Origin of the sequence: Exiguobacterium sp. s78, assembly GCF_018618985.1 — a bacterium.
GTDB classification, from domain to species: Bacteria; Bacillota; Bacilli; order Exiguobacteriales; family Exiguobacteriaceae; genus Exiguobacterium_A; species Exiguobacterium_A abrahamii.
Window position 1 is genome coordinate 2163298 of the sequence record NZ_JACSNB010000001.1, and the last position, 21879, is coordinate 2185176.

The window sequence follows — 21879 nt, forward strand, 5'->3', positions numbered from 1 at the left end:
TTCGATTTTGATTCCTCTGTCTCTTATTCCCGTTTCCTTCCGTGTCATTCTTCTGAAGACAAAAAAACCTTTTTGAAGCACTGCTAGCTTCAAAAAGGTTTAGGCGTGTCATGATTCTGGACAAGGTTCCAGTTGTTGTAACGCCATTTGTTCAAGCGTCGCTTTGACACCTGCTACACAGTCTGGCAATCCAACACCATCATAGGCGAGTCCGGCTAAATGAATGTGCGGATAATGAGAAGCGACGATTTCTCGCACTTCTTGAATCCGCTGTGCATGTCCTACCGTATAGGCCGGTAAGCCGTCTAAGAGACGACTGATGACGACACGCTCCGGTTGCAAAGGACGACCACAGATGTTTTCAAGATCTTCTAAGACGACGCGTTCAATCACTTCGTCTGATTCACGAACGAGTGCATCTTTTCCGGGGCGTCCGACGAAGGCACGAAGCACGGTATGATTCGGTGCTGCATGATTCCACTTTTGATCAATCGCCGTGCATGCTGTAATTGAATACGGCGCCCGACGGTTGACGATGAATCCCGTTCCATCAATCGGTAACGCAGTTTCCTTATCGAAAATCAACGTGACCGTCGCCGTCGAGTGTGTTGAAAGGTTCGCAAGCCCTGGAAGCGTCGCATCTGGTAACAGGGACACGACTTGGCGATGCGGAATCGTCAACAAAATATCATCGGCATATTCTGGACCATGATCCGTTTCGAGACGATATCGCCCGTCTTCTTCCCGTTCAATGGAGCGAAGCGGTGTCTCAAGACGAATCTCTGTCCGTTCGAGCACCTCTTCTAAACGCTCGACGAGAGACTCGAGTCCAGTAGCAAGTGATAGGAATTGACCTGTCGCTTTGAGCGTCGGACCTTGTTGTTGATCAAGCGGACGCATGAGGCGCATCCCTTCGAACAAGCTTCCAGCCTTTTGCTCATTCGCAACGAATTGCGGGTAGGTCGCGAACGTACTCATCCGGTCGATATCACCCGCATAGATGCCTGAAAGAAGCGGTTCGATCAACTTCTCGACGAGCGCATCTCCAAGACGCGGACGCAGGTATTCCCCTAATGGGATGTCTGTTTCCGGAATCGTCAAATCAGGAGCAGGGTGAAGCAAGCGTTCTGTCACCTCTGCCTTTTCTTCTTCCGTCAGTAGAGACGTCTCTGCGAATAACTCTAAATCGGTCGGGATGCCCATGACGGCACCTTTTGGAATCGGGTGGAGACCGCGCGCATCCAAGATATACGCTTGCGACGTGTTATTACGAACGAGTTGCTCCCCTAATCCAATCTCTTCGATGAGATCCGTCAACACGTGTTTCCGTGCGACGTATGAATCCGGTCCCCGCTCGATCGTCAATCCTTCGTCCCGATATGTCGCCACCTTACCACCGAGACGACCCTCTGCCTCGAGTAACGTGATGTTCATCTCTGGAAACTGCTTCTCTGCATAATAGGCGGCTGCAAGTCCTGATATACCACCGCCCACGATGACGAGACGTTTACTGGACATAACTACCCACCTGTTTCGCGACGGCTTCCGTGACAGCTTTCATGAAAGCTGGATCCGCGTTTGGCATGACAGGTCGCGCATAGTGAATTCCGAGTTCGTCGCAGACGACTTTACACTCGTAATCATTATCGAACAATACTTCTAGGTGATCGGCAACGAAACCAACGGGTACGTAGACGAATGCTTTGTATCCTTTTTCTTCGTAGACGTCACGTGTCAAATCCTGAACATCTGGTCCAAGCCATGGTTCTGGCGTTTGTCCAGCCGATTGCCAGCCTGTGATCATATGCGGTACACCAGCACGTTGCGCGATCAATTCGGCTGTTTCCTTCAATTGCTCTGGGTATGGATCACCGTTTGCAATGATTTTCTCAGGTAGACTGTGTGCTGAAACGACGAGAACAGCTTTCTCTTCAGGTACTGGTAAAGCGTCAAACGTCTTGCGGATTTCTTTACCCCACCAATCGAGAAACGCTTCTTCTTTGTACCACGATTCGACGGATGCGAGACGAATACCGTGCTTATCCGCGACTTCCTTCGCACGACCATTGTATGAACGGATACTGAACGTCGAATAGTGAGGTGCTAAAACGACCGTGACCGCTTCCGTAATGCCGTCTTTTGCCATTTGATCGACAGCATCCTCAACGAATGGCTCGATGTGTTTCAGACCAAGATAGAGCTTGAACTCGATTTCACCAGCATATTTCTCAGACAATTGACGGTGTAGCTCTTCAGCCTGATCAATCGTGACTTGTGCGAGTGGTGAGACACCACCGATGGCTTCGTAACGTTCCGTCAACTCTGCCAATGCTTCTGGAGACGGTTTGCGTCCACGACGGATGTGCGTATAATAACGCTCGATATCTTCTGGTTTATATGGCGTACCGTACGCCATAACAAGTAGTCCTAACGTCTTCATTTTCCTACCTCCATTTTTTCTTTCGAATAATCATGGATAAATGCAGTCAAACGTTTCAATACTTCTGGATCGACTTCCGGGAAGATGCCGTGACCGAGATTAAAGATGAAGCCTGGTTGCTTCATTCCCATGTCGAGAATCTCCTTCGTTTTTGCTTCAAGGATATCCCATGGCGCTAACAGATATGACGGATCGAGATTCCCTTGGACAGGTTTCGTCAGTCCACGCTCGCGCGCTTCGTCGATCGACAAACGCCAATCAAGTCCGACGACGTCTAACGGTAAGCTGTGCCATTCTTCCGCCAAGTGACTTGCGCCTACACCGAACATGATCATCGGCACGCCGGTGTCTTTTAATTCCGTGAAAATGCGTTCCATCGTCGGCTTGATGTAACGGACATAATCTTTCCGGCTTGTCGTTCCGACCCATGAATCAAAGATTTGGAACGCTTGGATTCCTGCATCCACTTGTGATTTGATGTAATCGATGACCATGTCACCTAGTTTCTCCATTAAGGCATGCCATACCTCAGGTTGTCCATACATCAATGCTTTCGTTTTATGGTATCCCTTCGAAGGACCACCTTCAATCATATAGCTCGCAAGCGTGAATGGTGCCCCGGAAAAACCAATCAACGGTACTTCGAGTCGTTCCCGTAACAAACGAATCGTTTCATAGATATATGGAATATCTTCACGGTTGAATGGTTGTAATGCTTCGACATCTGCCATCGTGCGAATCGGGTTCGCGATGACTGGACCGATGCCACTCTTGATTTCGACGTCAACGCCCATCGATGGAAGTGGCGTCATGATGTCTTTATACAGAATCGCTGCATCGACCCCTAATTGTTTTACAGGTAGTTCTGTCACATATGCGCCTAGTTCCGAGTCATGTGTGATCTCGAAAAGCGTCCGTGTCTTCTTGATTTCACGATATTCCGCTTGATAACGACCTGCTTGTCGCATGTACCAGACGGGAACGTGATCAATCTGCTCGCCACGGATCGCCCGCAAAAACGTATCATTGAATTTCTTCATCATAACTACCCCTTTATACTCGTTCTAACGCCCCAAAAAAACGTACGATAAGTTTGTGAACACAGAAACATTATATCTGAAATTAAGAAGTCTGTGCCAATAAATCGTTTACAAAATGACAGTTCTGTTACCAGTTCATGAAATGTTCACTGTTTCTTGTAAAGACCGAATGCAGCGTTTAATTGACCACGGATCAAGTCAGAACGTTGCTGTTCCGTTACCTTCCGTTCTTTTTCACGTATTTCATGTGTCCGCCAGCCATCTTCGATTTTTTCCGCGACTTCGACGAGTCGTTCGACATCCGTAAATGAATATTTTCGTGTCTTTCCGTTCGTCCGTTCTGGAAAGATTAATTTTCGTTCTTCGTAGTAACGAATCTGACGTTCCGATAATCCGGTCAATTCACAGACGATTCCAATCGACATCACCTTTTTCTCACGGTAGTTCATCTTCGTCACTCCTTTCCACAAAAATACCATGTCAGATTTTCTGACACAACACGTTTCTTTGAAAGTATTTCCGTCTAAAGTAAACACATACTTTAAATGGATAAAGGAGGAACGACAATGAAACTGGAACAACTCGCTATCTCAGTCGATACGTTTTATGTCTTATTCGCAGCACTGCTCGTCTTTACGATGCAAATCGGATTCTTACTTTTAGAAACAGGAATGTTACGGGCGAAGAACGCAGGGCACGTCGCTGTCAAACAGATCATCAGCTTCTCAGTTGCCGCCCTCGCCTTTTGGGCCATCGGATTCGGATTGACGTTCGGTGATGGTAATTCCATTATCGGAACGGAAGGATTCTTCTTACAAGGAGGATTCAGCAGTCTTGATTGGTCGAACATCACGATTGATGTGAAATTCCTCTTCCAACTCTCATTCGTCGCTGTCTCCCTTGCAATTGCTTGGGGCGGATTCGCAGAGCGTGCTAAATTATCAGTTTATCTATTATTCGGAACGTTTTTCGTTGCTATCATCTATCCGATCATTGCACGTTCCGTTTGGGCAGGTGGATTCCTCGGTTCGCTCGGAATGCAAGACTTCGCCGGATCAACAGTCGTTCACTTACAAGGTGGGATCGCCGCACTCGTTGCTGCTTTACTGCTCAAAAAACGAATCGGTGCTGAAAAAACGCCGTTACTCGGACACAATGTCATCTACTCTGTCGTTGGTGCTTTCATCCTCTGGTTATGTTGGTTCGGATTCAACGCTGGTTCGACATTAACGATTGCCGACGGATTCTTTAGTTATGTTGCCTTGACGACATTACTTGCTACTGCAGCAGGTGCACTCGGCGCACTCGCCATCTCATTCTGGCACCGCCGTGTCGCAGATATCCCGTCGATCATCAACGGTGTCTTAGCCGCACTCGTTGCGATCACAGCAGCCTGTGCTTTCGTTGAACCATGGGCAGCCGTCGTCATCGGATTCCTTGCTGGTGTCATCACATATGGAACGAGCATTCTTCTCGCAAGTCGCGTTGATGATCCATTATGTGCCTTCTCCGTCCACGGTGTCGCTGGTATCTGGGGTACACTCGCAACTGGATTCTTCGCTTCACCACGTCTCGTTGAAATCACTGGGATCGGACAAGCTGGCCTCTTCTATGGTGGCGGTTTTACGCAACTCGGTGTTCAAGCACTTGGTGTCGTCTTTGCCGTCGTCATCGTCAGCGTCTTAAGTTATGCATTCTTAAAAGTTCTCGACCTTACGATTGGTCTTCGGATCACACGCGAAGATGAACTCCGTGGACTCGACGTCGCGGAACATGGTCAAGCTTCTTACGACCTCCCTGCTCCTGTCAGCAAAGAATTACGTATGGTCGAAGAAGAAGACCTCTCAAACGAACGTGTCAATTAATAATTAGTAAAGACCAAGAGCCTACACGATGGATTCATCGCGTAGGCTCTTTCTAATTGTCTATCATTTTCGTGCATAATACTCACCGATCACAAGTGCCAACGCTGCTCCACCAACGACATAGAGGGATCCGCTTAAAAAGAATCCAATAAGTGTCAGTACGATACATTGACTGATTGCTGCGAAGCGGATGATTTTCCGTTTCGCCAGTACGGCATTTCCAAATGGTAATAGACGAGTCAAAAGATGCTGATCGACTGCTTTCGTGAATGGCGCCAACTGAAAACTAGTTAGTCCTCCGAACGCTGGAATCGCTAAGGCGACGAACCAAACATTTCCACTTGCCAACCACATGAAAACAGCTCCAATTAACGTCAAACGAACAATCAATCCGATCCCGTCTCCACTCCGGATGAACTGTTTGACATACAAGTAATCGAATGTCGTTTGCGCTCGATATGGAATCCGCTCGACCATGTTACTTAAGAGACGACGGCGTTTATACGTTGCCGATAGATGCGGCACATCGACGAACCAATTCGCTAATCGATAAAATCGATCGCGCGATTCCTGCTCAAGTGAAATCCATTCGCGTAGAGGAAGATGATCCTGACGCTTCAGATGAAGGACGACCATTAAGAGAAGTGCGACGACGATCGCCATCCACGCCATATCGATGATGACGAGAAGTGCCGCTCCGAACGCATATAACAGCACCGTCCGATGTGCAATTCCTTCAAGTTTTGATAAGTTCGCTGCTGCTCCGAACAGTCCAAGCGCTACCCCAAGTAAAACAAGTTCAAGTGGTGTCGTCTGTTCCGTTCGAACATAGAGAACAACGACAGCTAAAAATGGAATCACGGCACGGATGATACCAAAGACCGCATTGTACGCTCGTACTTGTTGCATAAACCCTGATAACTTCGCTAATACCGGTAACAAAAACACTTGGTCCGCCTCAACGAGAAACGTCCGACTCGTCCGGTAGAGCGGTAAAATCAGAAACAAGGCTGCCATGACGAACCGACCAGGAAACGATGGATCGAGTTGGTCGAGGAAACGACCGTATACGACTAAACCGTACAAAATAACGAAGTACACGGTGAATAATAGTCCACCATTCGCCATATACCTTGTGTATTTCACCGTCTCGGTCATCGCCGCCTGATACCGTTCCTTCCATAAGGACTGGCTGTTCATCGTTCCGCCTCCTCGATTGCAGCGACGTACAGATCATCTAGTGTTCCATCTTGTAATCCATATCGTGCGCGTAAAGCAGCTGTCGTCCCTTCCGCTGCAATGTGACCCTCATGCAAGAGTACGAAGCGATTACAATGCCGTTCTGCTGTCTCAAGGATATGCGTCGACATTAAAATACCTTTACCGTCTTGCTTGAGTTCACTAAAAATCTGTAATAACTCGCGAATCGCGAGCGGATCTAGTCCAACAAACGGTTCATCGACGATCAACAGCTCACTCCCTGTGACGAGTGCGCACAAGATCATCGCTTTTTGTTTCATTCCTTTTGAGAAGACACTTGGAAACCATTCGAGTTGCTTCGTCATCCGAAGTCGTTCAGCGTAATGTTGCGCGCGTTCTGTCGCGATCGCTTCTTCGACATCATATCCTTGCGCCATCAGACGAAGATGCTCCCGTAATGTCAGTTGTTCATATAACATCGGTTGTTCTGGAATGTATGCAACTTGGCGACGATAATCGGTTTCGTTCGTTACTAAATCCATTCCATTGATTCGAACTGATCCCGTCTTGACTGGCAAAAGACCGAGTATGTGCTTGATCGTCGTCGATTTCCCAGCACCGTTTAAACCAATTAAACCAACGAGTTCACCCCGATCCACTTCGATATTAATGTCATGAAGGACGGTTTTCGATCCATATCCGCCTGATAAACCTTTGATATCTAATAACATGTTCGCCACTCCCTTTAGGCTCATCGTAAAGTAGATTTGCTTCGTTTTTCTAGCTTAACGCCTAGTTTTTTAAAATATAATGTTTTAATACTTGTTTTTTCGGCAATTACTCTAAGTGTAATCGTTACATCAATATATGAAAACGATTTACATGTAAATTGAAAGTGAAATCAATGAATCGTCCATTCATTCTCTATCAAGTGGTCTAATTGTCTAGTCATTTAAAGAATGAACGATTTCAGATTTTTTCATTTTCGCACGTGTTTATAACTGCCTGAAAACAGGTAAAACTAATATGTAGAGGAGATGTTTTAAAATGGGTTTCTTATGGGCACTCATCATTGGTGGTCTCATCGGTTGGATCGCAAGTTTAATTATCGGGAAAGATGTGCCGGGTGGCATCATCGGTAACATTATCGCTGGTTTCATCGGTTCGATGATCGGTCAAGCCATCTTTGGTTCAATGGGACCAAAAATCGCCGGTTTCGCAGTCATTCCGGCTATTCTCGGAGCAGTCATCTTGATCTTCATCGTCTCACTTATTCTCCGGGCAGTACGTAAGTAATCATATATCTTAAATTGAAAAGGAGTGTTTTAAATGGGATTCTTATGGGCATTAATCGTTGGTGGTATTATTGGTTGGTTAGCAAGCTTGATTTTAGGTAAAGATGTTCCAGGTGGTATTATCGGTAACATCATCGCTGGTTTCGTTGGTGCATTGATTGGTCAAGCATTATTCGGAGATTGGGGTCCAATGGTTGCTGGATTCGCAATCGTACCTGCTTTACTCGGAGCTATCATTCTTATCCTCATCGTATCGTTCATTCTCCGTGCGGTGAATAAACGATAACCAAAAATCCTCGGACGTTCTGTCCGAGGATTTTTTTAGTCTTTTAATTGTAACCACATGCCGTCTTCTCGCTCGACGACACGTTTTTCTGCTCGCAGATTCAACCATTCGAACACACCTTCGAGAAAACTAGACGGATATTCCCAAACGGTACCGACTTGCTCTCGCTTCTTTCGTTCTGGTTTTCCAGCGATGGCTTCAAGTTCATCCGGAGTCTTATTCAATCGGATTAACAATTCTTCCACCTGCCCCGACTGATAGGTTACTTCATATCCATCGTACCGCGCTCGATTGGCAACGGTCGAATCAGGCGTGCCGAACGTATTCTCAAACGAGTCACGCGAACGTCCAAGATAGCCAGTCATCGTATCGATACTTTTTCCAGTCCGGGCTTTCACTTCCGTCTCAAGTAACGTTTTGATATCGACTGCATATTCGTTCGAAACGGTCGTATTGAACCGATCAGCTAATTTAAAGTCGACTGTCGCGTTCGGTTCATCTCCGAGTTGTACAGTCTTTGATTCCTGGACGGTCTGTCCTGATTGTTCCGCACTTACTTGAACATCGTACTCTCCAGGAGAACGCTTGACTTCAAGAGATTTCTGATCGATCGTCCCGACTTCTTCTCCATCTAGTGAAACCTTTGTTCCCGGTAGATCACTCGAAACGGTTAACCGTTGAGGATTCACATCGAGAGAGTACCGGTCATACCAAAGCCATCCATCCTCTTCTTGTAACGAAAACAGATGTGTCTTTACTTGCTTACCTGCGTCTTGATCCTGTTTGACTTGTGCGATGACCCGGTCCGTCCGCTCTGTATCAGCCGTCAACCAGTTAACGAGTCGCGTCGCCTCACTCATCGGTAGTGACTTATCGTTCATCGTGACTAGCTTTTGGAATCCACGCTGATCCTTTTCCTTTAACAAGGTAGCAAGACGCTCGTCTGTTTTCTCCATTTTCGCCGCTTCTTGCATGTTACGCCCAAACCAAAAGGCAACGAATAAGAAAAGACCGACGACGATAACGCTACCGACGAGCAGACGCCGTTTTCGTTTTTTTTGTGCCGTCGAGGCTACTCGTGATGCCATGCAGTTCGCTCCTTCCCTTCAGTAGCTGTATGTTTCTAAGTGTATCGGGTTCAATTTGACTGTCAATCGTGCGGAAGTCGGAAACTTTCCGTATACTAATGTTATCTTACCCAAAGGAGTGAACGTTCCATGCAAAAAGAGTCATGTATCTTCTGTAAAATTGCTCGCAAAGAAGTCCCTGGTCATATCGTATTCGAGAACGAACAAGTTCTCGCCTTCCTCGATTTGTCACAAGTGACGAAAGGACATACGCTCGTCATCCCAAAACAACATGCCGATAATTTGTATGATCTTTCTCCTGAACAAGCACAAGACGTATTTGCGACGATCCCGCAAATCAGTCGTGCGCTTCAACAAGAGACAGAGGCAGCTGGCATGAATCTCTTATCGAATACAGGAAAAGTAGCAGGTCAATCGGTCTCCCACTTCCACCTGCACCTCATTCCGCGTCACGATAAACAAGACGGTTTCGGCGCGAAATGGGAAGTTCATAATGACGATTACACGGTAGAGGAATTGGCTGAACTCGCTAACTCGATCGCTTCTCGCATCTAAGTCTGTTCTTTTTCTTCTATTCTTAGAAAAATATTGCCGAAATAGGTTTCTTTCATTCGATTTTCGGTAAAATAATATGAAACAAATATTTTAATATTAAAAAGGAGGTTCAATATGTCGAAGCGTCCCGCCCGTAACTGGGTCGCTTTTGGTGCTACGCTAACACTTGTGACTTTTTACGGTCTGAAGGCGCTTCGCCAAGGTACGAAAAGCGACTCTTCGAACGGTCATCAACGTCGAAATTCTTATTCTACAATCGTAACGAATGTGCAGGATTTGACCCAGGAGGGCAAGAACTTAGTAGAGACAGCAAAAGCGTCTGGTATGCACTTCAAAGAAGAAGTCATGCAGAGCGTCTCGGAATACCAAACGGAAGTCCAAGCATCGCTCACGAAGATCCAGTCTCTCGCTGATGAAGCGAAACAGGAAGCAGACCAGCTTTCTCCACAAAAGTAAGATCCGTTGCTTCGATTTGTTTTTGTATAGTTTGCATTTTGCGCGTTTGAGCCATTGTCACCTTTCGAAAGGATGAGTCAGATATGGAACACGAAAAGTTATATCCTGGACAAGAGGCTTTGTTGTATAGCCACAAGATTGTCCAGTTAAGCAAAGCACTATGGAAAACGGTAGAAAAAGATTGGCAAAATTGGATCAAGCCTTTTGATCTGAACATCAATGAACATCATATCTTGTGGATTTCGCACGCGCTAGGCGGTGCCTCGATTTCAGAGATTGCGAAGTATGGTGTCATGCACGTCTCGACGGCGTTCAACTTCTCGAAGAAGTTAGAAGACCGCGGACTGTTGACGTTCTCAAAAAAGGAAACAGATAAACGAAATACCTACGTCCAGTTGACACCAGAGGGCGAATCACTCTTGCTTGAGACGATTCAAGCGTTCCGCCCTGAAGAAAACGGTGTCTTCCGTGCATCACTTCCTCTTCAGGAACTGTACGGGAAGTTCCCGGAATTAACGGACATTTCTGCGATCGTACGTCGCTTGTATGGCGACAGCTTCATGGACATATTCGCTGAGACATCAAAGATGATCACAGAAGAAGCAGATCGTCGCCCTCAAGATCCAGTCATGGACTCAATCAAAAAAGCATAACCTTACTAAAAGCGTTTTAGCCTCTAGCTAGAATGCTTTTTTTAGGTCTTTTTTCCTCATGACAAGGACATTACTACTATGTCTCAAGAGCGTTATTTCCCTCACAATTTCCCATAAAAATTATCCTCAACCGGCTACTTGGATGTGATAGCATGGAAAAGAGCAAGTATCTCTCGGCATGACAAGATACAGCTGTCAACCAGACGAGAATATGATATGATAAAACGGTTGAAATAAATGGTAAATTAGGGGTGTATGTATGAAAAAGAAATTGTTAGGCGCAGCAGCAGTCGCAAGTGTATTTACGTTAGCAGCATGTGGATCAAATGACGAAGCCGTCATCAATTACAAAGGTGGCGAAGTCAACAAGGCTGACGTCCAAGAAGAAGCATACGAAAAAGCTGGTGCTCAAATCGCCTTCCAGCAAACGATGAACAAATTGCTTGAGAAGAAATACGGCAAAGAAGTCACGGATAAAGAAGTCGAAGCAGAAGTCAAGAAGACAAAGGACCAGTTCCCGGATAAAGAGCAGTTCAGTACAACATTGAAATCTGCTGGAATCAAGAATGAAAAAGAATTCGAGAAAGTTCTTCGCACACAAATGCTCTTAACGGAAGCAAAATCTGCGAAATCAAAAGTAACAGATAAAGAAATCCAAGAGCGTTTTGACCAAGAAAAAGTCGAAGTTAAAGCAAGCCATATCCTCGTTGCGAAAGAGTCAGAAGCAAAAGACATCAAAAAACAATTGGATGACGGCGCGGACTTCGCGAAACTCGCAAAAGAGAAATCAACAGATACAGGTAGCGGTACAAAAGGTGGAGACCTTGGATACTTCACAAAAGGTAAAATGGTCAAGGAATTCGAAGATTATGCGTTCAAGGATGGCGTTGAAGGTAAAATCTCCGATCCAATTAAAACACAGTTCGGTTACCACATCATCAAAGTAGTCGATCGTAAAGAAAAGAAAGACTTTACACTTGATAAAGAAAAATCACGCATCAAAAAAGCACTTGCTGAAGAAAAAGCAGCACAAGTCAACCCGAACGATATCTACCGTTCACTCATGAAAGAATACGATGTTAAAATCGAAAACAAAGACTTCAAGGATGCTTTTGATTTAGACAAACAAGAACAACAACAAATGCAACAACAGATGATGCAACAACAACAGCAGTAATCAAAAAAGGAAGCCTTTAGGGCTTCCCTTTTTTGTGTCGTTTTTTCATATGATTAATAGTTAGCGTACCGTCCGAATCGGTGCTCGTTCGTATTGTTTCGGCAAGGCGACCGTGTCTCCTAGTTCGGCTGCCGCATGATAGACCCAGTAAGGCTGACGCAGTAACTCACGTGCGAGCAGTACGATATCCGCTCGACCGTTACGGACGATTTCTTCTGCATGGGCAGCTGTCGTGATCAATCCAACCGCTCCCGTGGCGATACCTGTCTCTCGTTTCAACTCTTCCGCATAGCTCACTTGATAGCCTGGATACACTTCCGGTACGGCATTGGCGACGACAGCCCCTGAACTGCAATCGAGTAGATCGATGTTACGTGCTGCTAGTTCTTTTGCAAGTGGAATATAGTCCGTTGCCGTCATTCCTCCTGTTGCGTGATCCGCTGCTGAAATCCGGACCCAAATCGAAAGCTTCGAGACTTCCTGAATCCCATCAATGATCTCTAGCAACAAGCGCATCCGATTTTCAATCGATCCACCGTATTGATCCTCGCGGACATTCGATAACGGAGAGAGGAACGTGTTCAATAAATAACCATGAGCCCCATGAATTTCAATGAAATCGTACCCTGCTCGTTCCGCACGTAGTGCTGCATCGATGAACTGTTGTTTGATCGTTGCGATTTCCTCAAGCGTTAATGCTCGCGGATGACCGTATGTGTCATCAAACGGTAAAGCACTCGGTGCGACGGGTGGTTCTGCCGTCGTACTTTTGCGCCCAGCATGGGCCAGTTGAATGCCTACTTTTGCACCCGCTGCTTTGACTTGCTCTGCGATCCGTTGTAGTCCTTCGATATGCGCATCTGACCAAATCCCAAGGTCACCGGCTGAAATACGACCGTCTGGCGTGACGGCACTCGCTTCTAAGATAACACCACCGACACCACCCATTGCACGGGTTGCATAGTGCGTGACATGCCAATCCGTAACGAGTCCATCTTCTTTTGCACTGTACATACACATCGGCGCCATGATGACCCGATTGCGGAATGTCAACGTTCCGAGTTGAACCGTATCAAACAACTTCGTCTTCATCTTTTTTCCCCCTTATAGCTTCGGACGATAAAAAGCACGATTATCTAGTGCAAATGATCGTTCCGAGAACTGTCCTGGCTCGACATATTCAAGGAGACGATCCATCATCGTCATCCGTGCATCAAGGTTATCGATCAAGAACAAGACTTCTGCCTCGCGCATCTGTGGTGCGACGGCAGAACCCCATTCCGGTCGTCCGTGATGACTTAAGACGAGATGTTGCAAGACCGTCAGTACTTCTGCGTCAATTTGTAATTCTGCTCCGACTTTCTCAAGTTCCGCTACCATCATCGTAATATGACCGACGAGTTTACCAGGCAACGTATATTCCGGTGCAACCGGATCGGATAACTCCTTGATTTTCGCATAATCGTGCAGAATGATGCCACTGATTAGCACGTCACGGTTTAAGGTCGGATAGAGTTGAGCGATTTGATCCGCTAGACGCAACATCGAAAGGACGTGGTATGACAGCCCCGAGTAAAAAGCATGATGGTTCTTGACCGCTGCCGGATGCGTGAAGTAGGCGTCGAATCGTGAAGTAATCAAATGTTTAACGAGCTTTTTCATATCACTGTTCTGAATCGATTCTACGAACGCGAGTACTTCCGTCTCGATCTGCTCTCGCGGAATCGGCGCGGATTGGACATAGTCCTCGACATTCGTCTCCTCTAGGACCGTGATTTGTTTGAGCTTGAGTTGTGTCCGTCCCCGATAGTCCATGACTTCTCCAGCAGCATGGACGATCGACTTCGGCGCATATTTTTCAAGATCACTCGTATCCCACATCTTCGTCTCGATTTCGCCTGTCTTATCCGTCAAGATGAGCGTCAAGTATGGTTTCCCATTTGCTGCAATTCCTTTGACCGCTTGCTTGATCATCGCTCGTTGATCGAGCGTTTCTCCAACTGCTAATTTACCAATTCCTTTCATACTTGAAACACGTCCTTTATCTGTAAAATAGGTGTCTTTTTTATATTCCATTGACTACACTTAAGGCATATACTATTTCATTCTACTATATGGGAGTCATGAACATGGAACTGGAACCTCAATTTAATTGGTCTCGCTATCTCGATTTAGCTGACTATGAACAAACATTTCCGACGGCTGCCGTCGACCAATCCGAAATGGACTGGGTGACGCAGCTGCGATCGAAAGACATGAACTTCACCCGCTCGGAAAAAGGGGTTCTCTATGGCGCTGTCGTCACCTGGCAAAATCCTGTCGACAAAAGTGACCGCCGCTCGATTTGCTTTTACGTAACGAAAGAAAAACTCATCACAATCGGATTGTCGGATTCGATCGTGTCCCTGGTCGCTCCCTATTCTCCCGCGCATCCCTTTGCGGCTTTTTATACGATTCTTGCTTTACAGCTGAACACGTATTTTGCCGGTATCGATCAGTTTGAGACTGAACTGTTCTCAAGACAAGATGAACTACGTGGCAGCATCAATGAAGATTCGCTCGATAGCATCTTCGCTTTACGCGACACGATCGAGAACTGGTCCGATTTAATCGTTCCGTTTCAAGAGCTCGTCATGGCTGGTGAAGAATCATTTCTCGACGAGGACGCGTATCTCGAGGATCTCTCGTTGAAACTAGCTACGAAACGTGTCCGCCGTCTGTTGATGCTCATTGAACATTATCAAAAAGACATTGAGGTCCTGCTCGACTTATCGACGACCGTCTCGAACTTCCGTGGAAACGAAATCATGAAGGCATTAACTATCTTTACTGCCGTCGCGACACCAACGATGGCTCTCGGTGCGATTTGGGGGATGAACTTTAAAATCATGCCGGAATTAGAATGGAAATACGGTTACGCCCTATCCCTTGGTCTAATTTTTCTCTCGACCGGTGGCATCTTCTACTGGATGCGCTGGCGTGGATGGTTAGGCGCTCTTGTTCGGATGCCAAAGAACAGTCGACCAAAAAAATAGATATCAGAACATAAGTTCGTTATACTAATTGTATCATATCTACTGAAAGGAGACGCTTGTACGATGGAACGAAAAATCATTCATATTGATATGGACGCCTTTTACGCTTCCGTCGAGCAACGCGATCGTCCTCGATTAAAAGGTGTTCCCGTCGTCGTCGGTGGACCGCCTCATGCACGTGGTGTTGTAGCGACCTGTTCCTATGAAGCACGGAAATACGGGATTCATAGCGCGATGCCGTCACGACGTGCCTTTCAGCTCTGCCCTCGTGCGGTCTTCATTCGTCCCCGCTTTGACGTCTACCGGGCTGTCAGTGCGCAAATTATGGCGCTTTTCCGAGAAGTGACACCGCTCGTCGAGCCTCTCTCGCTTGATGAAGCGTACCTCGACGTCACGGAAAATTATTTTGATCAAAAAAGTGCGACCTATATCGCGCAATATGTTCTTCAGCAAATTAAAGAACGGACAGGTCTGACAGCCTCTGCTGGTGTTTCGAACTCTAAGCTCGTCGCGAAGGTCGCTTCCGGATACGAGAAACCGAACGGGTTGACGGTCGTTCCTCCAGAGGACGTCCTCAGTTTCTTGTCTCCATTAAAAATTGGAGATTTACATGGCGTCGGAAAAGTCACGGAACAAGCGTTACGAAAACAAGGAATTGAAACCGTCGCAGATGTCCAAGCAATGCCGGTCGAACAATTACGAGCATTGCTCGGACGCGATCGCGGAACGGAACTGCATGCAATGGCGCATGGCATCGATGAACGTCCCGTTCGTCCGGAACGCGAGCGAAAATCAATCGGTTCTGAGACGACCTTCGAAGAAGATACGGAGGATATCGATACGATATTCGAGACGTTGATTCGAGAATCAAAATCCGTCATTGCGAGTCTTCAAAAAAAAGAACTCGTCTGCCGAACGATCACGATCAAGTGGAAGACCGATACATTCCAGTCACGTTCGAAACGGCATACATTTTCAGAAGAGACGGCGGACGAAGAACGATTACTTGAGGAAACAACGAAACTGTTCAATGGCATCACCTTCGACGGACCGATCCGCTTGATTGGTATGACGGTCAGTCACCTGACTACTCCTCCCGCTGCGCGACAGTTGACGTGGCAAGACTTAGACTTGCGCTTGTAAAATGAATGGTGATTCACTATACTAAATACAAGACCGATCAGACAAGGGAGGAACAAGTATGCAGTATACGATTACAGTCTTTTCAGATCGTGGTGAAACGTTACTCGATGACGTCTTTGAAGCAGAAACAGATGGACAGGCACGAGAAGAAGGGATTCGGCGTCTTAATGAGAGTGGGTACGCCCATCATGCAGCACGTGTCACGCGTTCCGGTCGTCTCATTCATTTCGAGCGCGCTTATTTGCCACGGATCGTCCCTACTTCATCTTGAGCCATACAAAAAAGGAAGACGCGCCACTATGGCCGTCTTCCTTTTGATTACTTATTGAACGTCGTCTTGTTGCTCCATCATTGGCGCGTAGAGTTCTTCTAACGGCTTCATGATGATTTGTGTGACTTCCGTCAGCATCGTGTGCATCCGTTGCTCTTCTTGCATCAGCTGACTGATTAGTGGGTTGTTTTGTACTTCAAGCATCTTTGTTTGGGCAGATGCCATATCGTCTGGTGTGATTTCTTCACCTTGCATCTGTTTTTGTTGTAATTCGAGTTGGATGTTACGGAACGACGCGAACAATTCGTTTGATTCCGGATCCGCGTTAACTTGCGTGTACAAGTCTTTTAATGTCGTATACTCCGAAGTTTCACGTAATGCACGCTCCAGTGTGTACGCGTGATCGTATAAGTTTGTTTCTGCCATGAGTAAAACCTCCAATTTGTTTAGACGAGATAAAGCCCCGCCTGTATCAATCCAATTAAACCACCTAACAACCCTCCAAGCCAAGTGATAGCCCGGAATTCTCGCTTAGAAATCGATAAGACGATTTCTTCGAGATATGCAGTATCCAGCAAACCGACCTCTTCTCGAACAATCGTTTCGAGATCGAGCGTCTGCAAGATTTGCCCGATTTGATTCGTCGTCCGTTCGAATAGATGATCGATGACGACAGGGACATGTTGCTCGAGTAATTGTGATTCGAGTGGATTCAACCAGACGCGTAATGGTGTAGCAAGCATCGATTCAATCGGTAAACGCGCCAAGACTTGTTCTTTGACGGTCTGTCGAATCCGCGACTCCGTCTCTTCCGTCATATAGGACGACAGTGGACGATCCAGTCCCTTTTGCAATTCCTGACGTAATAAGGCAAGGATAAACTGAGACGTCGACTCTGATTGAAGTACCCGTTTCAGCTCCGGCTGAATCATATCAACGACGTTGACGTTCGCGAGCAACATCCCGAACATCCCACCTCCGAGACGCTGTTGGATGAAACGAGCAACCGTTTCCTCGAGTTGTAGACGTCCTTTTGGTCCATCAAAATATTCCTCTGCTTGGTGCAATACGGATGTGACGAGTCTTGGCATGACCTCCTCGATTTTTTGTTCTCCGGCTTCCCCGATCAACTCGCGTAAGGATTTTTCACGCCATTTACCCATGAGGAGCGAAAACTCCTGCTCCAAGTGATAACTGATTTTCCCTTGGATCCGTTGTTTGGGTTCGTCGATGAAGCGACTAATCCACGCTCCCGCCGTCTCTTCCGAGCGTGTCCATTTCATGACTTCTTGTTCGACGAGCCGCGTGACGGCTCCACGAACAGCTGGTGATGCGAGACGTTTCCCGATCCCTTCTGGCGTCAAGAGATGCTTGACGACCGTCCGTCCGAGATTCGCTGCCAGTTCATCCCGCCGTTTAGGAATCAGACCAGGTGTAAATGGGATGCGAAATTTTCCGATGTATTTCGGTTCAAGTGGTCGAAATAACATCCGAATCGCTAAATGATTCGTAATTGCGCCAATCAGGGCCCCAATGACGATGATTCCGACAAGTTTCAACACGAGTAAAAACGTATCTGACATAAGTTATCATTCCTTCCGATTTTCGACTTATGGTAAAGTCGAGATAGTTATGTACGATTTAGGAGTGATGCCGTGTGTTACGACAACTGATGACTGTATTCAATGACCAGCTTACGACCGATCCGAATGTTTATTGCCAGGAACAGTATAGCGTATATCGCCTTGAAGATGGACTTTGTTTTGGAATCAAGGCGACTGCCATCTCTGACCGTGAACAACAACTGCTTGATGTATTCGCTGAACGCATCATCACGACGTCGCGGTCTGATATCGATCTATGGCGAGAGCGTATCCAATCTGCTCATGCCCTCGAAGATCAGTCGTTCCGACTTGTCCATTTTTTGTTCAATCCAACCGATGAACGGACAAGTGAAGAAATTCAACAATTGCTCTCCTCTTTCTTTTCGCAGACGAGCATCCTTATTCCTTTTAGCACACACCGCTTCACGGTCGTCGAACGCGAAGAGTTTGTCATTGAGTCTGAACTATCCGATTTATTTTTAGCGTTACAATCTGATTTTGTACTCGACGGTAAGGTATTGCTTGGTCAACAACGTGCTGCAGGCGATATCGCCGTTCAGTTCCAACTTGAACAAGCAGCGCTTGCTTTCGTTCCTTCGATGCACATCGAACGCTTCTTGCCTGCCATGATTCGTCTTGCGAGTCTAGATGACCGGCACCGCGCGACACTCGTCGATCAGTTCATTCGTTCCCTTGAGGCAGAGTCTCGTGAGACAATCCTTGCTTTTTGCCGAGCTAATTTGAACGTCTCCCTGACAGCAAAACATCTATTCTTACATCGAAATAGCCTCCAGTATCGACTCGACCGGTTGACGGAGCAGACTGGAATCGATGTTCGCTCATTTGAAGGTGCTACTTTCCTCTATACCTTACTTCTTGTAGCATGATGCCTAATTGAAAACGTTTGCATTTAGTCAGGTTGTCCATAGGCAGACTCCCTGACTTCTTTTATACTAAATCTTGTAAGCGTTATTATTTCATCATTTACATTAGGGGGAACTACACATGGCTGAAATTCGTCTTGAACATATCGATAAAATCTACTCAGGTGATGCAAAAGCGGTTGATGACTTCAACCTTCACATTAAAGATAAAGAATTTATCGTCTTCGTCGGACCATCAGGTTGCGGTAAATCAACGACGCTCCGGATGATCGCTGGGCTCGAAGAAATCTCAGGTGGGGATTTCATCATCGACGGTAAACGCATGAACGATGTAGCGCCAAAAGATCGCGATATCGCGATGGTCTTCCAAAACTACGCGCTGTATCCACACATGAACGTCTTCGATAACATGGCATTTGGATTAAAGCTTCGGAAGTTCCCTAAAGATGAAATCAAGCAACGCGTTGATAACGCAGCTCGTATCCTCGGTCTTGAAGAATACCTCGAGCGGAAGCCAAAAGCACTCTCTGGTGGTCAGCGCCAACGGGTAGCGATTGGTCGCGCCATCGTTCGTGATGCTAAAGTCTTCTTGATGGATGAACCGCTCTCGAACTTAGATGCTAAATTACGTGTACAAATGCGTAAGGAAATCATTCAGTTACACAAACGTCTTGAGACGACGACGATTTACGTCACGCACGATCAGACGGAAGCGATGACGCTTGCGACACGAATCGTCATCATGAAAGCGGGTATCATTCAACAAGTCGGTACGCCGAAAGAAGTCTATGATCACCCAGATAACATGTTCGTTGCCGGATTCATCGGTTCACCATCGATGAACTTCTTGACAGGTAAATTAGCGGAAGACGGTCTCTTCCACGTTTCAGGAACAGAAGAGAAGTTCGAAGTACCAGAAGGAAAAATGAAAGTTCTCCGCGACCGTGGTTACACGAACAAGGATCTCGTCCTCGGAATTCGTCCAGAGGACATCCATGCGGAATTGATCTACCAAGACACGAAAACAGCACACCGCTTCCCAGCACATATCGAAGTCTCCGAATTGATGGGTGCAGAGTCTTACCTCTACTCAAAAGTCGGACAACAAGCGTTCACGGCACGTGTTGATTCGCGTTCACACGTCGAGATGGGATCGCAGCTTGATCTCTTCTTCGATATGACGAAAGCACACTTCTTCGACTCTGCGACGGAAGCAACGATCCGTTAATCGCATCATCGATCAGTTACGATGTTTCAGACTGTCCTTTTAAGGGCAGTCTTTTTTATTGACAGACGTTCCTGTAACTTTGTATGATACTGCTTGTAGCTTAAAATTAATCCTATTCGAAAACTAGGAATTGAAATCATTCATTTATAAAGGAGAGAGCGCTATGAAACACGGTTTGAAATTAGCTGTAGCAGCATTATCGACAGCGGGGGTGCTTGCAGCATGCGGCGCTTCGAACGACAACGCAGGTTCTGATAAAGAGTCAAAAGTCATTACAGTCGGTACAGAAGCAACGTACCCACCTTTCACGTATAAAGAAAAAGGAAAATTGACAGGTTATGACGTAGACGTCATGAACGAAGTCGCAAAACGTGCCGGCTATAAAGTCGATTACAAAGCGATGGACTTCAAAGGACTCATCCCAGCACTCGATTCAAAACGAATCGATGTCATCGCGAACCAAATGGGAATCACGCCTGAGCGCCAAGAAAAATACGCTTTCTCTGATGCGTATACAGTCTCTGGTTCAACGATCATCGTCAACAATAAAACGAACGACATCAAAACACTCGACGACTTAAAAGGAAAGACAGTCGGTTCGACACAAGGTTCACTTTATGCCAAAACGGCTGAAGAAGCTGGCGCGAAAGTGAAGTACTACAAAGGTGCGAACCAAGTCTTAAAAGATCTTGAAGCAGGTCGTGTTGATGCTGCTATGAACGATCGTCTCTTCGTTTTAACGGAGCTGAAAAAAGCAGGCTATAAAGTCAAAGCGGTCGGTGAGACGTTCGATAAGAACGAATCAGGCTTCATGATGGCGAAAAACAGCAAGTATACAGAAGACTTTAATAAAGCACTCGCTGAGATGCAAGAAGACGGCACTCTTGCAAAAATCGGTGAGAAGTATTTCAACGAGGATATCAGTAAGTGAGTGAATTACTGACGATCGTCCGGGATAACTCGGACGTCTACGCAAAGGCGATTGGTACGACCCTTCTAGCAAGTGGTCTCGCCATCGTCTTTGCGCTTATTCTCGGGTTGATTCTTGCCGTCATGCGTGATAGCCGTCTTGCCGTCTTTAGCGGTTTTGCACGTTTATACGTCTCCTTCTTCCGAGGAACACCATTGCTGTTACAAATCCTGATTTTATACAATGGTCTCGTTGTCCTTCAATTGACTGGATTCCAAGCTCTCGCTTTCGGCTTATCGCTTCACTTTTCTGCGTATATCTCAGAATCGTTCCGAGCTGCCATCTCCTCTGTCGATCGTGGACAATGGGAAGCAGCTGATTCGCTCGGTATTCCGCGTCGTAAGACATTCAAGGACGTCATCTTGCCGCAAGCACTATCTCGGGCGATTCCACCGCTTTCGAACTCTGTCATCGATATCATCAAATCGACATCACTCGGTACGATTGTTGCTGTCGAAGAATTGACATACGTCTCTGACCAGATTTCAGCTACGACGTATCTCGTCATGCCGTTGCTGCTATTCTCAGCTGCGATTTACTGGATCATGTCAACGCTCATTCAAAGTGTTCAACATCGCTTAGAGGCACGATTCAGCATTCCAGAATGAATTTTCCACACTTGGAACCGTCAGGATTTCAAGTGTGTTTTTTTAGATTTTTTTAGGTTTAGCACTAGGCAATCCGGGAAT

The 21879-nt window shown here is 46.4% G+C and carries 24 protein-coding genes and 1 pseudogene; 14 read left to right on the forward strand and 11 right to left on the reverse strand.

The annotated features are described in order from the left end of the window. Window positions 1–108 precede the first annotated feature (108 nt). The 4 genes from hemG to KNQ18_RS11175 form a co-directional block, all read right to left on the reverse strand. Window positions 109–1518, reverse strand: coding sequence for a protoporphyrinogen oxidase (gene hemG / locus KNQ18_RS11160; RefSeq protein WP_214768908.1), 1410 nt, complete (start codon window positions 1516–1518; stop codon window positions 109–111). Then, entirely contained in the window at window positions 1508–2440 is a 933-nt protein-coding gene (gene hemH / locus KNQ18_RS11165) for a ferrochelatase (RefSeq protein ID WP_215084773.1), read from the reverse strand. Before hemH ends, hemG begins: the two co-directional genes overlap by 11 nt. Continuing rightward, window positions 2437–3483 carry a uroporphyrinogen decarboxylase gene (hemE, locus tag KNQ18_RS11170; RefSeq protein WP_023467354.1) on the reverse strand — a complete coding sequence of 349 codons (1047 nt, stop codon included), beginning with the start codon at window positions 3481–3483 and terminating at the stop codon, window positions 2437–2439. Before hemE ends, hemH begins: the two co-directional genes overlap by 4 nt. A gap of 143 nt (window positions 3484–3626) precedes the next feature. Further along, window positions 3627–3929: a MerR family transcriptional regulator gene (locus KNQ18_RS11175; protein ID WP_023467353.1), complete on the reverse strand. Its 303-nt coding sequence runs from the start codon at window positions 3927–3929 to the stop codon at window positions 3627–3629. 117 nt (window positions 3930–4046) lie between these two features. On the opposite strand from KNQ18_RS11175, the gene KNQ18_RS11180 reads away from it, so the two are divergent. Then, window positions 4047–5345, forward strand: a complete 1299-nt coding sequence (locus KNQ18_RS11180) for an ammonium transporter (RefSeq protein WP_050677708.1) — start codon at window positions 4047–4049, stop codon at window positions 5343–5345. Window positions 5346–5408: 63 nt separating this feature from the next. On the opposite strand, the gene KNQ18_RS11185 is transcribed toward KNQ18_RS11180, so the two are convergent. Both KNQ18_RS11185 and KNQ18_RS11190 read right to left on the reverse strand, forming a co-directional pair. Beyond that, window positions 5409–6545, reverse strand: a complete 1137-nt coding sequence (locus tag KNQ18_RS11185) for an ABC transporter permease (protein ID WP_214724360.1) — start codon at window positions 6543–6545, stop codon at window positions 5409–5411. Next, a complete protein-coding gene (locus KNQ18_RS11190; protein ID WP_214724358.1) occupies window positions 6542–7276 on the reverse strand; it encodes an ABC transporter ATP-binding protein in 735 nt (244 codons plus the stop codon). Before KNQ18_RS11190 ends, KNQ18_RS11185 begins: the two co-directional genes overlap by 4 nt. A 316-nt stretch (window positions 7277–7592) precedes the next feature. On the opposite strand from KNQ18_RS11190, the gene KNQ18_RS11195 reads away from it, so the two are divergent. Both KNQ18_RS11195 and KNQ18_RS11200 read left to right on the forward strand, forming a co-directional pair. Further along, a complete protein-coding gene (locus KNQ18_RS11195; protein WP_023467349.1) occupies window positions 7593–7841 on the forward strand; it encodes a GlsB/YeaQ/YmgE family stress response membrane protein in 249 nt (82 codons plus the stop codon). A gap of 33 nt (window positions 7842–7874) precedes the next feature. Continuing rightward, a complete protein-coding gene (locus tag KNQ18_RS11200; protein WP_029340936.1) occupies window positions 7875–8126 on the forward strand; it encodes a GlsB/YeaQ/YmgE family stress response membrane protein in 252 nt (83 codons plus the stop codon). Between the two features lie 35 nt (window positions 8127–8161). Here the strand turns inward: KNQ18_RS11200 and KNQ18_RS11205 are convergent, their stop codons facing one another. Then, on the reverse strand, window positions 8162–9214 hold the full coding sequence (locus KNQ18_RS11205) for a TcaA second domain-containing protein (protein WP_214724356.1): 1053 nt from the start codon (window positions 9212–9214) through the stop codon (window positions 8162–8164). Window positions 9215–9340: 126 nt separating this feature from the next. On the opposite strand from KNQ18_RS11205, the pseudogene KNQ18_RS11210 reads away from it, so the two are divergent. From KNQ18_RS11210 to KNQ18_RS11225, 4 genes and pseudogenes are all read left to right on the forward strand, one after another. Next, window positions 9341–9769 (forward strand): annotated as a pseudogene (locus KNQ18_RS11210) (HIT family protein); the annotation flags it as partial. A gap of 114 nt (window positions 9770–9883) precedes the next feature. Next, window positions 9884–10225, forward strand: coding sequence for a hypothetical protein (locus KNQ18_RS11215; RefSeq protein ID WP_023467345.1), 342 nt, complete (start codon window positions 9884–9886; stop codon window positions 10223–10225). An 83-nt stretch (window positions 10226–10308) separates the two neighbouring features. Beyond that, the gene (locus tag KNQ18_RS11220; protein WP_023467344.1) at window positions 10309–10878 is read left to right on the forward strand and encodes an HTH-type transcriptional regulator Hpr; all 570 of its coding nucleotides are present in this window, start codon (window positions 10309–10311) and stop codon (window positions 10876–10878) included. Between the two features lie 259 nt (window positions 10879–11137). Beyond that, the gene (locus KNQ18_RS11225) at window positions 11138–12055 is read left to right on the forward strand and encodes a peptidylprolyl isomerase (RefSeq protein WP_050677713.1); all 918 of its coding nucleotides are present in this window, start codon (window positions 11138–11140) and stop codon (window positions 12053–12055) included. A 60-nt stretch (window positions 12056–12115) separates the two neighbouring features. Here KNQ18_RS11225 and namA read toward each other — a convergent pair whose 3' ends face one another. Together namA and KNQ18_RS11235 are read right to left on the reverse strand one after the other, a co-directional pair. Beyond that, window positions 12116–13147 carry an NADPH dehydrogenase NamA gene (gene namA, locus KNQ18_RS11230; protein ID WP_214724354.1) on the reverse strand — a complete coding sequence of 344 codons (1032 nt, stop codon included), beginning with the start codon at window positions 13145–13147 and terminating at the stop codon, window positions 12116–12118. A gap of 12 nt (window positions 13148–13159) precedes the next feature. After that, on the reverse strand, window positions 13160–14080 hold the full coding sequence (locus KNQ18_RS11235; RefSeq protein ID WP_029340932.1) for an HD domain-containing protein: 921 nt from the start codon (window positions 14078–14080) through the stop codon (window positions 13160–13162). 104 nt (window positions 14081–14184) lie between these two features. Between KNQ18_RS11235 and KNQ18_RS11240 the strand changes: the two genes are divergently transcribed. The 3 genes from KNQ18_RS11240 (at window position 14185) to KNQ18_RS11250 (ending at window position 16504) form a co-directional block, all read left to right on the forward strand. Further along, window positions 14185–15090: a magnesium transporter CorA family protein gene (locus KNQ18_RS11240; RefSeq protein WP_023467340.1), complete on the forward strand. Its 906-nt coding sequence runs from the start codon at window positions 14185–14187 to the stop codon at window positions 15088–15090. Window positions 15091–15153: 63 nt separating this feature from the next. Further along, window positions 15154–16233, forward strand: a complete 1080-nt coding sequence (dinB, locus tag KNQ18_RS11245) for a DNA polymerase IV (RefSeq protein WP_029340930.1) — start codon at window positions 15154–15156, stop codon at window positions 16231–16233. 58 nt (window positions 16234–16291) lie between these two features. Beyond that, entirely contained in the window at window positions 16292–16504 is a 213-nt protein-coding gene (locus KNQ18_RS11250) for a YhzD family protein (RefSeq protein WP_087679747.1), read from the forward strand. 51 nt (window positions 16505–16555) lie between these two features. Here the strand turns inward: KNQ18_RS11250 and KNQ18_RS11255 are convergent, their stop codons facing one another. After that, window positions 16556–16930, reverse strand: coding sequence for a YlbF/YmcA family competence regulator (locus KNQ18_RS11255; protein WP_023467337.1), 375 nt, complete (start codon window positions 16928–16930; stop codon window positions 16556–16558). Between the two features lie 20 nt (window positions 16931–16950). After that, complete coding sequence (locus KNQ18_RS11260) at window positions 16951–18087, reverse strand: DUF445 family protein (protein WP_215084775.1); 1137 nt, start codon at window positions 18085–18087, stop codon at window positions 16951–16953. Between the two features lie 74 nt (window positions 18088–18161). Here KNQ18_RS11260 and KNQ18_RS11265 point away from each other — a divergent pair, with 74 nt between their 5' ends. From KNQ18_RS11265 to KNQ18_RS11280, 4 genes are all read left to right on the forward strand, one after another. After that, on the forward strand, window positions 18162–18995 hold the full coding sequence (locus KNQ18_RS11265) for a PucR family transcriptional regulator (protein WP_050677719.1): 834 nt from the start codon (window positions 18162–18164) through the stop codon (window positions 18993–18995). Window positions 18996–19113: 118 nt separating this feature from the next. Further along, window positions 19114–20220, forward strand: coding sequence for an ABC transporter ATP-binding protein (locus tag KNQ18_RS11270; RefSeq protein ID WP_023467334.1), 1107 nt, complete (start codon window positions 19114–19116; stop codon window positions 20218–20220). Window positions 20221–20383: 163 nt separating this feature from the next. After that, window positions 20384–21151, forward strand: coding sequence for a transporter substrate-binding domain-containing protein (locus KNQ18_RS11275; protein ID WP_047396216.1), 768 nt, complete (start codon window positions 20384–20386; stop codon window positions 21149–21151). After that, complete coding sequence (locus KNQ18_RS11280) at window positions 21148–21798, forward strand: amino acid ABC transporter permease (protein WP_023467332.1); 651 nt, start codon at window positions 21148–21150, stop codon at window positions 21796–21798. The genes KNQ18_RS11275 and KNQ18_RS11280 overlap by 4 nt, the downstream gene beginning before the upstream one ends. Window positions 21799–21879 lie beyond the last annotated feature (81 nt).